Raw genomic sequence first — 13459 nt, 5'->3', positions numbered from 1 at the left:
AAAATCAAAGGAATGAGCGTGGCTACCCTCGTCGAAGCTCTTGATTGGCTTCCTAAGCATTATGGTCATCTGGACGCCGCAGCAGTGCACATGGTGCCTGATAAATATTACTCCCCAGGGTTTATCGCTGCGTTCGCTGCCTACCTCACTCACAAGCGCGTAAATCGTGAGTCTGTGGTTTTTGAGAATGAGAATCATGAGGGGTATTTTTCTGCCGTCGGCCTGGCAAAGGCAGTGTGGGGGCTAGATGATTATCAGTATGAACGAAAAAATGCTGGAGTTAATTATGCTCCTTTGACGCCCCTTGCTTCTCAAAATGATGTTGACAAAGCAACGGCGCAGATCAACAGTTGCTTGCGGTCCTTCGCGTCGTGTGATGATGTGGACTACAGTAGGAGTCCAGCTTTCAAGGAGTTGACCCACGTAGTTGGCGAGATGCATGACAACGTTTGGTCTCATGGGCTTAGCACAGGGTTTTCTGTCGCTCAGCGGCAGGTCATCAAAAATGGCACAGGTCATGCTATAGAATTTTCTCTAGCTGATTGTGGAATGGGTTTCCTGGAGGAACTCAAACGCTCTCGAATCGCTGGATCCAAGGGAATTAAGTCCGATCGTGAGGCTGTTGAGTGGTGCATTCAGGAAGGGAACTCCTCGAAGCTTGCTAAGCTCGAAGATGAATGGGCGCAGTCAGTCCCTGAGGATTACCTAGGATCAAGCCCGTTTGGTGGTGCCGCAGTTGTTCACTCAGGCAACGGGAATCACCACCAAGGATTAGGCTTAGCGAAGCTTGTGGAGCTTGCTAGATCGTATGATGGTGTTTTGAACATCGCTTCGGGTGACTGCTTGATGATGTTGCGCCGAGGTGGACAGCAAAGTTTTAGGCGGCTTGCCCAGCCGTGGAGAGGGGTTGCGGTTTCCCTTTCCATTAAAGAATCTAGTCTCATGGCCGCTAAGGTTGTTGAGGCTGAGGATGTAAGAAATATTATGAATTTATTGAGGGGGTAATGATGGAAACATTTGCCTTTAGGCACAGTGACCTAGCTTCCCGAAGCCTCGCCTCGAAGGAACGGAGCGCTTTGTATCGACAGCTGCATGATCATGAACAGATCGTGATCGATCTAGCTTCGGTAGAGTCAATCTCCGAATCTTTCGCTGATGAGCTATTCGGCGTACTTGTGCTTGAACGAGGTTTTGACTTCGTGATCAAGCATGTCAAAATTGTTAACGCTGCTGATGATGTGTTGCGTTCTATTGCCATAGCAATGAAGCGCAGACGAGCTGTTGCTGCGTGATCATTGATACGAGAAAAGGGGGCTATTCAGCCCCTTTTTTTTGGCTAAAATTTTTGTCAGAAGCATCCCAAAGACTTTCAGCTCGCTGACCTGCATGGAGGTCAGCAGCAGGCATCCAGCGCCCATACACTCGGGCGATCATGGTCCAATCACTGTGTCCCATTTGCTTGGCCACCCACATTGGATGCTCACCCGCTGACAGCATCATTGACGCGTAGGTGTGGCGAGTCTGATAGGGGCGCCTGTACCTAACGCCAGCCTTCTTCATCGCCGGCGCCCACATCGTTTTTCGGATCGGCCCGTCTCCAGCCCAGCGCTCAAGGGTGCGTGGATTCTGGAAAACTTCGGCGTCAGCCAGGAACGTGTGCGCCTTTTGTGCTTTCAACGCCTCCAGCGCAGGTCGGAGAAGCTTCACGCTTCGGCGCCCGGCTGCGGTCTTTGTGGTCTCCGCCTTCCCCTTGCCGGCCTGGGTCATCGCTCGGCTTACCATCACCTCTTCGCGTAGCCAGTCGATATCGCCCCAGTCCAGAGCGACCAACTCACTGGTACGCAGCCCGCTCCACAAGGCGAATTGCATCATGTTGCGCGCTTGGCCGGAGAGGGCGCCAAGCACGGCCTGCTGCTCTTCGGGACTGAACGGATCGACATCATCCTCTTTCGGCGGCGCGGCCTTGCGCGAGTAGGTCCAACCGGCCAGCGGGTTCAGTTCAATCAACTCCTCCTCGGCGGCATCGTTCAGCGCGGAGCGCAGGCAGCTCTGGATATTGCTGAGCGTTTTGTTGCTCACTTCCAGAGTGTCGAGCCAGTCGCGAACGGCTTTCCGTTTCAGGTCTACCAGCATCGTGTCGCCCAGAGCAGGGATCAAGCGCAGCGTGACCAACTTCCGGTACCCGTCGAAGGTGCTGCTGGCAACGTGCTTTTCCTTCGCAGTCAGCCACCTGGTTAAGAACCCATTCACCGTCTCGCGGGACGCCTCTGGCGCAAACTTCGCCGCCCGGGCAGATCCCGGAAAGGTCACTGAGTAGTCGAAGGTGCCGATCGATATGGCGTGTTCGATCGCGGCCTTGTGCTGCTCGGCCTTTTTCAGGTTAGTGGCGGTGGGCTTGAGCGTGATCCGCTCGCGGCACCTGACGCCCCGATACATGAACGTGATTTCGATACTCGAATCGGAGACTGCCCGAACTCCCCTCCCGCCTCTACCCATGACTCATATCCCTCTACATCGAGAAGCGTCCGGCCATCCGGCGCCTTGATCCATATCTCACCGAGCCGCCAGATCCCGTCACGGATCTTTGAGCGGATCGCGTCTTCTGTATAGCCAGACTCGCTGGCAAATTTCCTGACGGTCACATAGCGCATACCTTCACCGTTCCGCGTGTCGCGACACGTTTTCGTTATCCGCGAACTGTGTCGCGACATCCCACTTACCCATCGCTTGAACTCCCGCGAAAGTGGTCGGCCAACACCCGGCGCGCGTCGATACCGCACGACGCCGACATTGCGTAGATCTGCCCGAAGGTGGTTTCTCGGCGCTGCAGGGCGTTGAACAACTCGATCAGGCGATGGCCCTTGGTACCGTTGCGGCAGTTCATAGCTGGAACCCCGTTTTCTGCGGGAGCGGGGCGGCGGTCAATTGCTCGCTTTGGCACATGGATGTTGCAAGAGAGGCCAGTGCCGCTGGGCTCTCGCCGCCGCTGGTGGTGCTGGTGGGCGTCTGTAGGAGCGAACTGTCCGGCAAGCAGCTGATCCCGGTGTTGTTCAATATCCAGCAGGTGACGCCACGGGCGCTGTCGTGCTGGACGTCGATCAGTTGCTCGCCGGCCGAGGCCTGGCCAGCTAACAGCAGCATGGCAATGGCGGGAATCAGCTTCATTGGCCTTTCTCCTTCGTGTTTGATGTTTCGCCAGGCTTGGGTGTAGTAATAAACAGAAATAGGCAAGCGCTCCCTATCAGCCAAACGGCGGTGCCGAAGAGGGCCCCGGCCACATCGAGACCGGATGTACTGTCGATCAGGTCGGGGGCTGTGAAGAGCAGCCAGCCTATGGAAACGCTGATATAGATAAGGATCGACATCAGCACCTTGAACAGCCGGAACGGTGTGACCGGTTTGCGTGACATTCACTTTCTCCAGGCCGAACGAATCCCGACCGCGTTGTTGGCTTTCGCAAAAATCAGGGTTGGTTAAACGGTTGGAGCGGCCTCAATTCGGCGGACGGCCACACGTGTTTCAGTACGGCGCTCGCCTGGGCGGCGAATGCGGCCGAACTGTTCGGTATTGGCTTGCTGGGCGGTCAGCACCATGCAGAGAACGATTACCAGAGGGGTGATGATCTGGCGCTTGAACGCCTCGATTACCAAGCCGCGCATCGTCTTGGCGCCTAGCTTGAACCGTGCAGACTCAAGGCGCTTCTCAGCGGTGTTCGGACTGATACCCATGACTCGACCAATCTCTTTCACCGTCAGATCGGCCGCCGCCCACAAAGTGGCTTCAAGCTCGCGAGGAGCCAGGCCCATTTTGAGCGAGCCTTGCCAGTTGCCGGCGGTGACGGTGTTGGTGGTCATGTCTGAAGCTCCATGCTCGGATGTGATGAAATAAAAGTACCAAAGGTAATTATGTTAGTAAATGCCTTTGGCAATATTATTTTCAGTTGACCAAAAAAAACCGCTCAACTGCGGCGGCTTTTTTTCGACTTAAGGTCTGGATACCCTCACGCTTCCTCCGCGCCATATCACTCTTCCAATCAATGGGAGATCGACGGCTGCCGAACTCGGGATAACCTCGTCTGGGAATATCTGCTTGTCTTGGTTGTCACACCTAAGCATCCAGTTTCCCGAAATTTGCTGTGCTACCCGCCTCACGCTAGTCCTGCCGTCAGGCATGCGGACGAGATATACCTCACCATCCTTCAAGGTCGGCTTGTACGTGTCAATCATGACCACGTCGCCTGACAAAATATGTGGCGCCATACTGTCGTCGCCGGCGTAAACGATGTTGAGACTACTAAACGAAACTCCCATTTCTTGAAGCCATCCGCGCCTGAATACCATGCCTTCGGTTAGCCCGCGATGCTCGTCGTTCACATTTGGCATGAACGAGTTATCGTCTAAATATTGCGGTATTAGGACGTATTGCTCGCGGGGTGGGGCATCAATGATGCGGGCGGCTTTAGCCCAGGTTGTCCGAAAAGAATCTGCAGTGACGCGCGACGAGGCAACCATTTCGATGATCTCCGCCAGGCGCGGACTAAAGTCAGAAACCGGCACATCCAAGATTTTGGCGAATGCAGCCGCGATCTCTGTATTCAGCGGATTCACTCCGTTCAGATAGTGTGAGACAGAGCTTTGGTTAATCCCGAGCTGCTCAGCCAGCTTTTCCTGAGTCAGCTTCAGATGTTTCTTTTTGGCTGTGAAAATTGCCTTTAAGCGAAGGCATTCTTCTTTACGGTCAGCAGGCAATGGTTTTTTCATCAGCCAATAATATTCCCATCGGTAATAGTTTAACAAATGCCAAAGGTATTGCTTTGTTAAAATGCCATAGGTACTATTTTCCCAAAGTTCTGTTTGGAGATGTGGCCGTGAAACGGATCAATCTGAAAGATTTTGCAAAGGATCGCGGTCAGCCAGAAGCGGCCTCGCTCCTGGGAATGACTCAGGGGGCACTGAGTAAGGCTATTCGTATCGGCCGAGATGTTCTCGTCATTGAGCAAGGTGACGGAACATTCACCGCTATAGAAATCAGAAGCTTTCCATCTTGTATCGCTAGGAACTCGAGGCTTGGAAATGCCCCGATGCTGAGTGAAACGATACGCCTATCACTGATCTCCGAAGAGTCTGACAATCCATCTGTTCATACATCCAGTAATGCGGAGGTGGCGTGATGATCCCCACCTGCATGATCGCCTTAGCCGAGCGCAAATCCGCATCCAGTACGGAGCTATTCCTACAGCTTGATCTGGATGTGGAGGAGGCGTTCGTGGAGCTATGGGGCCCAGGCGTTCTGATTGGCTACTTGCGCCTCACCCGAGCCGCTAACGCAGACGAATTCAGGAATGGCCGGACTGTAGCAACGTTTGAATTAGCGGAAATGCTTTCGGCGCGTTCTCCAACCCCAAGTCCAGTAGTTTCTCTGTCAGGTGTTTTATGGCGTCGCCAGGAGCTTCTCGGAGTGCTTTCAGTAAGCCGGTTTTTTGATCTTCTGGAGCATTCGACGCCTTCACCTTGGCTTCAATCAACTGGCGGAGAGTGTCCTCATGAAGCTTGACCGTCACTGTTCCCAGTATTGCGCCCAGTCCGCCATCCCCCGCGAGGAAATCCATGCCCTGCGCAGTGCATGCAAGCTTCCCCATGTTTATCAAAATCTCGCCGCTCATGGCGAAGCTCATGCATTCCGCAACCAGACCGTGTTGCGCAAGGTAGTACAGGTTCGCATCAAAGACGTCTTCGTCGACGCCCTCAGCAATCTGATCGTACTCGGCGTAAGAGGGGCTTCGGGGATACACGGCGGCAAGGCCGGTGAGAATCTTAAGTTGCAGGCTCCGATCAAGCTTCATAAACCAGGTCTCCGTGACCGTCGTTTCGAGTGGGATCAAAACAATATCACGGCTTGGCCAGCCACCCATTTGCGGCATGGGTAAATCGCAGGCAACAAAAACCCGGCTTGGCGGCCGGGTCCTTAAACAGCCCATTGGCGTGGGCTTTATGTACTTCTCGTTCAAGGGGAACGATATGTCACACCCAAAAAATACCACCGCGCCCCCAAAAGCGCAACACCTGCCTCGGTCAGTGGCCGACCGTGCCGGCTTCATCTATTTCGAGGTGCAAGTCGTTTATGAAGAGGCTAGATGCAAACGCTCATATCCTGCCGTGCTCGATGAAGCCATTGCTCGAGAGCTTAAGTCGATTTTGGAGCAGGAGGTTTCTCCTCATTCAGTTCGCATCATTTGGGCTGCTGGTTGGTCTGCGGAGTTCGAAGAGTTTCTTCGAGTGGATGAACGCATGACCGACCTCATCAAGTCTGTCCGCTCAGCAGAGCGCCCAGGTTACGAGCTTTGCGCGCGCCTAGGACAGTTTGGGCCGTACGAAGGTTACGCGCCACATTCTGCGCAATCCGAAGACGTGGCGCGCAACTCTGGGGTGCAGCCATGACTACTTCTCTCTCAGTTATCGAACACCTCGAAGGGGAGCTTTTGGATGATGCTGTCCTAACGCCCGAGGACATGGCGCGAATGAACGAGGCTCGTGCAGCTTTCAGAGAGCTCAAGTCAATCCTGATGCTGCAGGTAATCCCGTCGCTGGGCGGCTTCGAGAACCCTCTAGCCGCAGAAATTGAGCGGCGCATAGAGATGGTGACGTTTCGCAGCCGGAACTTCCTTTTCCCGCACCGTCACGCTGGCGCTGCTCACGACGCGATTCACGTCGGGGGCCGCCCATGACCGTCGTCAAATTCAAAGGCGGTGATGCTGTCATCACCATTCACGACACCCAGTTGCCCATCGTCGAGTATCGCGGCCAGAGAGTTGTCACGCTCGCGATGATTGATCGGGTACACGCGCGGCCAGATGACACGGCGGGGCGTAATTTCCGTGAACACCGTGACCGCCTGATTGATGGGGCTGATTACTTTGTGTTGTCCCGATCTCAAAGCAGCGAAATTCGCGGTTTAGAACAGGACATGCCCAATCGCGGTTTGATCGTATTGGCCGAGCAGGGCTACCTGATGCTGGTCAAGTCGCTTACCGACGATTTGGCTTGGACCGTCCAGCGGCAGTTAGTCAACAACTACTTCCGACCTCAACAGCTCACTGTTCCGCGGACCCGCGCCGAGGCAATGCGTCTAGCTGCCGACTTGGAGGAGCAGAATGAATTGCTGGCGCTGGAAAACCAGCAGCAGGCCGCAAAGATCGAGAGCCTAGAAAACTTCTTCATGGCCGGCGAGACGCCCTTCCAATTCGTGAAGCGGCTGAACGGGGTCAATTGCTCGCAGATATCCCATGCACTCATGGAGATGGGCTGGGTGTTCAACGATGCCGACTTGGAAAGTCGTCCGCATTACCGCGTTTACAGCCGCACGCGCGTGAAGAAGTGGCTTACCGAGAAGCCCAGGCAGATACGGGGAGAGGGGCACACAACATTCACCCGTTACGACCTGGTGCTGTTGATCGACGGCGCCAAGAGGCTGCACGACCTCTACTTGAGCCAAAAGCTTCCCATGAAAAAGACCTGGGATGGTCGTTTTTCCTACATCAAATTCAGCGCGGAGACCTCCCTGTGAACAACATCAATCTCAAGGTCGCCGAAAAGATCGGCTCTATCGCACGGAAAACTCTTTCGCAGCGCGACATGTTCATTCTGATGCGCAGGGTCATCCGGAATAGCCTGAGGCACAAGGCGCAGATCCGTGCTGAGCGCAGCATCTTTCGCCGGCAGGCTGCGAAGCTGAAGCCCTTTCTCCCGTTTGCTCAGCGCCAGATGGATATGCTGCTCGATAAGTCCAAGCGTCACCGCGAGGACGACCTCAAGGTCATCAAACAGGGCCTTGTGGGCTTCGGTTACAACCTGATCAGGGACGCAGAGGGTGCGTATGAGGCGATCGGCTTTTCAGGGATGTGCGACCTTTTAAGCATCAACCCGATGCACAGGGAAGAGGCGGGGCGCAATGCGAAAAGCTTGGCCGATTTGATCTACGTCGCACGGCTGGAGGATAGCGTAAGCCCTAAATCTGAGGCTTGGGGTGAGGGTGGTCCGCTGTTCGAGGCTTGTTTCTTAGCGATGATCGAGTGGATCAATACAGCCCCCGACAAAGACTTACCAGACCTATTCGAGCCTGGCGCGCCTTTCGGTCCGACACTTCCGCCGGTGCTGACGGTAGTCGAAGGAGGGAAACCTCAATGACCACCTACGATATTGCCACATGCAATCTTCCCCAGGCTCCCACAACCGCTGAAGTAGTCGCCGGCCCCTGGTCCAGCTATTCCAATTGCCGGCATCTGCCTGAACGCGAACGCTGGGAGATCTACGGCTTGGCCAAGGCTGGCCGTGTCGCCCTGGAGGATCGCGGCGTCGTCATGACTGAGACCTATGACGCGTTCATTGCCCGTGTTACGCGGGAGTTGGACCTATGAGCATCATTCGCGCCCCTCGGCCAGAGGGGAACTTCTACCTGCTCAATAAGGCGATCAGCGAAGACCAGCGTTTGAGCTGGGGCGCCCGTGGCTTGCTGGTGTTCCTGCTGGGCAAGCCTGACCACTGGGCGGTTTCCGTTACCCACCTTCGCAACGAGACCTCCAAGTCATCCAAACCAACCGGTAGGGATGGTGTTTACGGCCTTTTGCAGGAATTGATTTCCGCCGGCTACGTTGAACGCCGCCAAGATCGCCTGGGTTCTGGATTGCTGGGTGAAAACCACTACGTAGTCTCGGAATCACCGCTTCCGGATTTACCGTATACGGCTGCACCGCTTACGGCTCAACCGTATCCGGCAAATCCGACACTAGTAAGTATTGAAGGTAAGCAAGAACTGAATAAGGCAGCAAGCACTGAAAAACCTACGGGTGATGCGGACCTTGCTCAGGCCTTCGAAGTGTTTTGGAAGCTGTACCCCAACAAAAAATCGAAGAAGGACGCTCGCAAGGCATGGGAGAAGCTGAAGCCAAGCGCTGAACTTCGCCAAACCCTAATGACCGCCCTGGGCAGTCATCGCGTTTCCCGCGACTGGACCAAAGATGAGGGGCAGTTCGTGCCGATGGCGTCGACCTGGCTCAACGGTGAGCGCTGGACTGATGTCCTCAAGCCCGGCACGGCCACCGGCCAGGCGTTCAACAACCTGCCAGACCACACACCTGACATGTACCAAGGAGGCGACAATGAACCAGCGTTCTAACTTCCGTCGCCTGCCTGAAATGCGCTCGTTCGCTGGCGAATGCTCTGTCCACGGCGCAGTTGATCGCTCCGAGGTTGAGCAGTTCGAAGGAACGACGGTTGTCCGCCCATGCAAACAATGCCAGTTCCACGGCCTGCGCGTGGCGGCGGTGGGCAGTATCGAGCATACCCAGGCCTTGGCTCACGTTGCCGCCGAACGCCTCAACGGCGCGCTGGTGGGCTCTGGCATCACGCCACGGTTTGCCGACTGCACTTTCGCCACATATCGCGCCACTACCCAGGCCATGTCCGAAGCCCTCGAAAAGTGCCAGGGCTACGCCAACGACTTCGGCCAGCACTACCAGGCCGGCCGCAACCTGCTGCTGACCGGGAATGTCGGTACCGGCAAGACCCACTTGGCCTGCAGCATCGTGCGCCAGGTCATCGGGCTGAACGCGATCGCGGTGATCACCACCGCCGCCGAGATCATCCGGGTATTCAAGCGATCCATAGTCCGAGACTCCGGATACACCGAGGGCGACGTGATCGACGAGCTGGCGAGCTTTGACCTGCTGGTGATCGATGAGGTGGGCGCCCAGGCGGGCACCGCGTACGAGCTGGCGGTCTTGCATGAGGTCATCGACCGGCGTTATCAACTGGTCCGGCCTTCGGTGCTGATCTCCAACCTGCCCGCCACGTCGAAGCAGGACGTTGAAGGGAAGTCCACGCCAAGCCTCGAGCAGTACATCGGCGCCCGGGCGCTGGACCGTCTGCGCGAGAACGGCGCGCTGTTGGCCGGCTTCACCTGGGCTTCGGCACGAGGTCGCGCATGAACGAATACCGCGAGCTTTACAGTGATGAGGCCGAGCACGCGCTACTCGGCGCGCTGATGCTGGATGGTGAATTGTTTGACTCGATCACTACCAGCGTGACCACCGCGGACTTTCACGATCCGGAGAACGCTGCGCTTTACCAAGTGATGATTGACCTGCACGCCACCGGCGCGCCGGTCGACCCTGTCACGCTTCACGACTTCAAACCCTACCTACCGAGTGGCGGCACGACCATCGCCTACGCAGCCGAATTGGCGAAGAACACGCCCAGCACCGCCAACTGGAAGGCGTACGCCCGAACGGTGGCCGAGAGGGCAGTGCTCAGGCGCCTGGTCGAAGCTGCCGACGCAGTGCGTGATTCGGCCAGCGAGAACAGGCCGGTGGCTGAAATCATCGCCAGCGCGCAGCAGGCCATGGCTGATCTGCGCGACCTAGACGCTGGGGAGCCTGATTACAAGCGCATGGACGAAGTGGTGACCCGAAATATCGACATCATCGATGCCAAGTTCAACGGTTCCATTCAATCAGGTCTTTCTACTGGGCTGGTCGACCTGGATAAGCTGATCCGTGGGCTGCGCAAAAAGACAGTGACCATCGTCGCCGGCCTGCCTGGGAGTGGTAAGACCACGCTCGGCCTGCAGATCGCCCAGCACGTTTCTTGCTCAGGTCTGGGCGTTGGCATGGTGTTCTCGCTGGAAATGCCGGAGGAGGAACTCGCCAACCGCGCCCTGGCATCCCTGGGTAGCGTCGACCTGCAAGTATTGGATAACGGTCAACTGCAAGATGAGGACTGGCCACGGCTGACATCGGCAGTCAACAAGATCATGGACAAGCCGCTGTACGTCTGTGACAAGTCGGGGCTCACCGTCGCGCGCATCCGAAGCATCTGCCGGCAGGTCAAGCGCAAGCACGGTCTCGACGTGGTGGTGATCGACTACATCGGCCTGATCGGCTCCGACGGCAAGGCATTCAACCGCACCGCAGAGCTGGGCAAGATCTCGACGAGTATCGTCAACATCGCCAAAGAGCTGGAGGTACCAGTGATCCTGCTGGCCCAGCTCAACCGCGATTCGACCAAGCGCCCAGGCAAGAAGCCTATTGCTTCCGACCTGCGCGACTCCGGCCAGATCGAGGCTGACGCCCACTGCATTATTCTGGTCCACCGCGACATGGACGACGAGCAGGGCCAGAACGGTGTGACGGAGCTGATAATGCCCAAGTGCAGGCACGCGCCGGTCGGTTCGTGCGTTGTGCAGCAGCAGGGCAAGTTCGCCCGCTTCGTAAACTTCGCGGGCCGCGAGCCCACCCAGGAAGAGGTGGAGATCGGCCGACCTTTCTCCGAGCAGTACAAGGGCCAGCGGAGGAAGCATGGTGAATAATCCGAAAACCCTGCACGTTCAACTGACCGACGCCGAGATCCGCCGCAACCAAGCCAGTGACGTTCGCCAGTTGCGCGACCCCCGGCACCCGGCGCTCAGGTTCCGCTATTCGACCGTGGACCGCGCCAAAGGCTCGTGGCACGTCGTGGTGGGCAAGTCCTGGGGCAAGGCTGGCAACTATCCCGACATCAACGCCAAGGCGATGCTGGCGACGTTGCCGACCATCTTGGCACGCCGGTCGGCTGATCCTTTGGCGAAGTCCACGGCCACCAACTGGTCCACGGTGGGCGAACTGCTGTCCTGGTACCTGGAGCGCATGACGCGCGACCGTGCACTGTCCGAGAAGCGCAAGGCCAGCGCCAAGTCGGCCTTGAAGCGGCACCTGCAGCCACGCCTCGGTCAACTGCCGCTGGCTGGGTTGAACAGGCCGGCCATTGACCGATTGCTGCTGATGCCGATGCAGGAGCGTTACGCGCTGTCGTTCGTGCGCTCGGTCTGGGGCGTCTTGGGGGTGGCTGTGCGGCAGGCCTATCGCCTGGACCTGCTAGCCGTTAACCCGCTGGCCGGCCTGGAGTTCACCGACTTCGTGCGGACCAAGATCAAGGCCAAGGCGGCGCGGCTTCACTCCGACGATGTGCCAGGCCTGTTGCATCTGTTGGTAGAACGCTTCGACGAGTCACCGGCGGCGTGCGCGTTGGCAGGGCTGATGCTCTGCCACGGCACGCGTCTGGGTGAAACCCGGCTGGCCCGCTGGAAGAACGTCAACACCGAAACCGGCAAGTGGTTCATCCCGGCGGCGGACACCAAAACCAAAGCGGCGCACACCCTGCCACTGACCGTGCAGGCCAAGGCGCTAATCGAGCGGTACCGGCTTGTGCAGCAAGGGAGTGGCTACACCGGTCAGTTCCTGTTCCCAGGAAGCTCTGGCCAAGCCCTCAGCGCGACGAAGGCCAGCACGCTGTTCACGCATCTGGCCCATGGCGAATGGTCGAGCCATGACCTGCGCAAGGTCGCCCGTACGGCCTGGACTGACCTGGGCGTCGACTACATGGTCGGGGAGCTTCTGCTGAACCACGCCATGAAGGATCTCGACCAGGCCTACATCCACACGTCCGCCGAGCAGCTCAAGCGGCAGGCCTTGGAGACCTGGCACGCCTACCTCGATCAACGAGGTTTCGAGGCATTGCGCGGTGGGACATACGCGAGACAGGAAGGCGAGGCATTACCCGCAGACACCATGAATAACGAGGCTTCCAGCGTGAATCAGTATCCACTTCCGAGGAGGAGGTTTTTAGTTCAACGCGGCACCCAGGCCACCCCAAACCACCAGCCAGGAGACGGCAATGAGTAACGTCACAGCGGCATTGCCGCGCAAAAGTATGAGCGACCTGGAGCGGCGCTTTCTGAAGATCGCGGGTGAGGAACTGGCCAAGGTCAAAGTCGGCGGGCCGAGTGCGCTGGCCTACCTGCTGGATATGGTCGCCAGTTGGCATGGCAGCCGTGCTCAGATCGGGTTCCATGACTTTGGGCAGCGCTGGTTAATCGAGGGAAATGCAAAGAACAAACCCGCCGACCGGTTGCTGCGTGACCTGTTTGGCCTGAGTGATCCAGATCCGAGGAAAGCCGCATGAAGAAGCGCACGTATGTCGACAAACCCTTGGGTGATACTGAATACCTGCTGGAGCAGTGGGGCTGGTGGCGAATGGATGGGATGGGCGTGCCTCGGTACGTGTCTCCTCTCTATGCGTTGATTCGCGACAACAACGTCACGGAGGGCGGTATCAAGAACTACTGCGTCACGGATGACGTTGCCCTGGTGGTGGATCGTGCGGTGGCTAAGCTCGCCACCCGGGACGCACAGATGGGTAACTTCATCTGGCTTTACTTCGGCGCGAAGTGGCCAGCGTTGCGGATTGCTCGGGAGAACGACATGGGTGAGGCCAAGGCGCGCGAGTTGATCAAGGCCGGTGTGGCATGGGTGGACTGCGCTATTGAGGTGTTTCGAGAAGTTGCGTAGAAATAACTTTCCACGCGGATAAACACCTGTTTTGATGGCACAGTGTTTAGCTTTTCAAGCGCGACACCACATCGGAAACCC

Annotated in this window: 21 protein-coding genes; 14 read left to right on the top strand and 7 right to left on the bottom strand. The window is 57.2% G+C overall.

Translation table 11 applies throughout. The features are described 5' to 3' along the window. The first annotated feature begins 18 nt into the window (after positions 1 to 18). Positions 19 to 1005 carry a hypothetical protein gene (locus HU722_RS25505; RefSeq protein WP_186753064.1) on the top strand — a complete coding sequence of 329 codons (987 nt, stop codon included), beginning with the start codon at positions 19 to 21 and terminating at the stop codon, positions 1003 to 1005. A 2-nt stretch (positions 1006 to 1007) separates the two neighbouring features. Beyond that, positions 1008 to 1292: an STAS-like domain-containing protein gene (locus HU722_RS25500; RefSeq protein ID WP_186753112.1), complete on the top strand. Its 285-nt coding sequence runs from the start codon at positions 1008 to 1010 to the stop codon at positions 1290 to 1292. 22 nt (positions 1293 to 1314) lie between these two features. On the opposite strand, the gene HU722_RS25495 is transcribed toward HU722_RS25500, so the two are convergent. The 6 genes from HU722_RS25495 to HU722_RS25470 all read right to left on the bottom strand — a co-directional run bounded on the left by HU722_RS25495 (position 1315) and on the right by HU722_RS25470 (position 4760). Continuing rightward, the gene (locus tag HU722_RS25495) at positions 1315 to 2496 is read right to left on the bottom strand and encodes an Arm DNA-binding domain-containing protein (RefSeq protein ID WP_186753065.1); all 1182 of its coding nucleotides are present in this window, start codon (positions 2494 to 2496) and stop codon (positions 1315 to 1317) included. Between the two features lie 220 nt (positions 2497 to 2716). Beyond that, positions 2717 to 2884, bottom strand: a complete 168-nt coding sequence (locus tag HU722_RS25490; protein ID WP_186753066.1) for a hypothetical protein — start codon at positions 2882 to 2884, stop codon at positions 2717 to 2719. Continuing rightward, positions 2881 to 3165, bottom strand: a complete 285-nt coding sequence (locus HU722_RS25485; RefSeq protein ID WP_186753067.1) for a hypothetical protein — start codon at positions 3163 to 3165, stop codon at positions 2881 to 2883. The genes HU722_RS25490 and HU722_RS25485 overlap by 4 nt, the downstream gene beginning before the upstream one ends. After that, positions 3162 to 3410 (bottom strand): hypothetical protein, encoded by a 249-nt coding sequence (locus HU722_RS25480; protein ID WP_186753068.1) that lies wholly within the window; start codon positions 3408 to 3410, stop codon positions 3162 to 3164. Before HU722_RS25480 ends, HU722_RS25485 begins: the two co-directional genes overlap by 4 nt. A 63-nt stretch (positions 3411 to 3473) precedes the next feature. Further along, the gene (locus tag HU722_RS25475; protein ID WP_186753069.1) at positions 3474 to 3854 is read right to left on the bottom strand and encodes a response regulator transcription factor; all 381 of its coding nucleotides are present in this window, start codon (positions 3852 to 3854) and stop codon (positions 3474 to 3476) included. Between the two features lie 129 nt (positions 3855 to 3983). Then, positions 3984 to 4760 (bottom strand): LexA family transcriptional regulator, encoded by a 777-nt coding sequence (locus HU722_RS25470; RefSeq protein WP_186753070.1) that lies wholly within the window; start codon positions 4758 to 4760, stop codon positions 3984 to 3986. Between HU722_RS25470 and HU722_RS29105 the strand changes: the two genes are divergently transcribed. Next, on the top strand, positions 4748 to 5170 hold the full coding sequence (locus HU722_RS29105) for a Cro/CI family transcriptional regulator (protein WP_189683375.1): 423 nt from the start codon (positions 4748 to 4750) through the stop codon (positions 5168 to 5170). The two genes, HU722_RS25470 and HU722_RS29105, sit on opposite strands and share 13 nt — an antisense overlap. A gap of 165 nt (positions 5171 to 5335) precedes the next feature. Here the strand turns inward: HU722_RS29105 and HU722_RS25460 are convergent, their stop codons facing one another. After that, positions 5336 to 5842, bottom strand: a complete 507-nt coding sequence (locus HU722_RS25460; protein ID WP_186753071.1) for a hypothetical protein — start codon at positions 5840 to 5842, stop codon at positions 5336 to 5338. 13 nt (positions 5843 to 5855) lie between these two features. Here HU722_RS25460 and HU722_RS25455 point away from each other — a divergent pair, with 13 nt between their 5' ends. Genes HU722_RS25455 through HU722_RS25405 form a run of 11 tightly spaced genes read left to right on the top strand, consistent with a single transcriptional unit; the run spans position 5856 to position 13378 of the window. Continuing rightward, on the top strand, positions 5856 to 6437 hold the full coding sequence (locus HU722_RS25455; RefSeq protein ID WP_186753072.1) for a hypothetical protein: 582 nt from the start codon (positions 5856 to 5858) through the stop codon (positions 6435 to 6437). After that, complete coding sequence (locus HU722_RS25450) at positions 6434 to 6724, top strand: hypothetical protein (RefSeq protein ID WP_186753073.1); 291 nt, start codon at positions 6434 to 6436, stop codon at positions 6722 to 6724. The genes HU722_RS25455 and HU722_RS25450 overlap by 4 nt, the downstream gene beginning before the upstream one ends. After that, positions 6721 to 7563, top strand: a complete 843-nt coding sequence (locus tag HU722_RS28950; protein WP_225930660.1) for an ORF6N domain-containing protein — start codon at positions 6721 to 6723, stop codon at positions 7561 to 7563. The genes HU722_RS25450 and HU722_RS28950 overlap by 4 nt, the downstream gene beginning before the upstream one ends. Next, complete coding sequence (locus HU722_RS25440; RefSeq protein WP_186753074.1) at positions 7560 to 8183, top strand: hypothetical protein; 624 nt, start codon at positions 7560 to 7562, stop codon at positions 8181 to 8183. The genes HU722_RS28950 and HU722_RS25440 overlap by 4 nt, the downstream gene beginning before the upstream one ends. Next, entirely contained in the window at positions 8180 to 8413 is a 234-nt protein-coding gene (locus HU722_RS25435) for a hypothetical protein (RefSeq protein ID WP_186753075.1), read from the top strand. The genes HU722_RS25440 and HU722_RS25435 overlap by 4 nt, the downstream gene beginning before the upstream one ends. Next, positions 8410 to 9171: an LvrA C-terminal domain-related protein gene (locus HU722_RS25430; protein ID WP_186753076.1), complete on the top strand. Its 762-nt coding sequence runs from the start codon at positions 8410 to 8412 to the stop codon at positions 9169 to 9171. The genes HU722_RS25435 and HU722_RS25430 overlap by 4 nt, the downstream gene beginning before the upstream one ends. Next, positions 9155 to 9982, top strand: coding sequence for an ATP-binding protein (locus tag HU722_RS25425; RefSeq protein WP_186753077.1), 828 nt, complete (start codon positions 9155 to 9157; stop codon positions 9980 to 9982). Before HU722_RS25430 ends, HU722_RS25425 begins: the two co-directional genes overlap by 17 nt. Then, a complete protein-coding gene (locus HU722_RS25420; RefSeq protein WP_186753078.1) occupies positions 9979 to 11361 on the top strand; it encodes a replicative DNA helicase in 1383 nt (460 codons plus the stop codon). Before HU722_RS25425 ends, HU722_RS25420 begins: the two co-directional genes overlap by 4 nt. Next, positions 11351 to 12712 (top strand): tyrosine-type recombinase/integrase, encoded by a 1362-nt coding sequence (locus tag HU722_RS25415; protein WP_186753079.1) that lies wholly within the window; start codon positions 11351 to 11353, stop codon positions 12710 to 12712. The genes HU722_RS25420 and HU722_RS25415 overlap by 11 nt, the downstream gene beginning before the upstream one ends. After that, positions 12705 to 12992, top strand: coding sequence for a hypothetical protein (locus tag HU722_RS25410; protein WP_057007977.1), 288 nt, complete (start codon positions 12705 to 12707; stop codon positions 12990 to 12992). The genes HU722_RS25415 and HU722_RS25410 overlap by 8 nt, the downstream gene beginning before the upstream one ends. Next, positions 12989 to 13378, top strand: a complete 390-nt coding sequence (locus tag HU722_RS25405) for an antiterminator Q family protein (protein WP_186753080.1) — start codon at positions 12989 to 12991, stop codon at positions 13376 to 13378. The genes HU722_RS25410 and HU722_RS25405 overlap by 4 nt, the downstream gene beginning before the upstream one ends. Positions 13379 to 13459 lie beyond the last annotated feature (81 nt).

Origin of the sequence: Pseudomonas tritici (genome assembly GCF_014268275.3) — a bacterium.
GTDB lineage: Bacteria > Pseudomonadota > Gammaproteobacteria > Pseudomonadales > Pseudomonadaceae > Aquipseudomonas > Aquipseudomonas tritici.
Note: the sequence above shows the minus strand (reverse complement) of the source record. Positions and strands in the feature narration are given on the sequence as shown.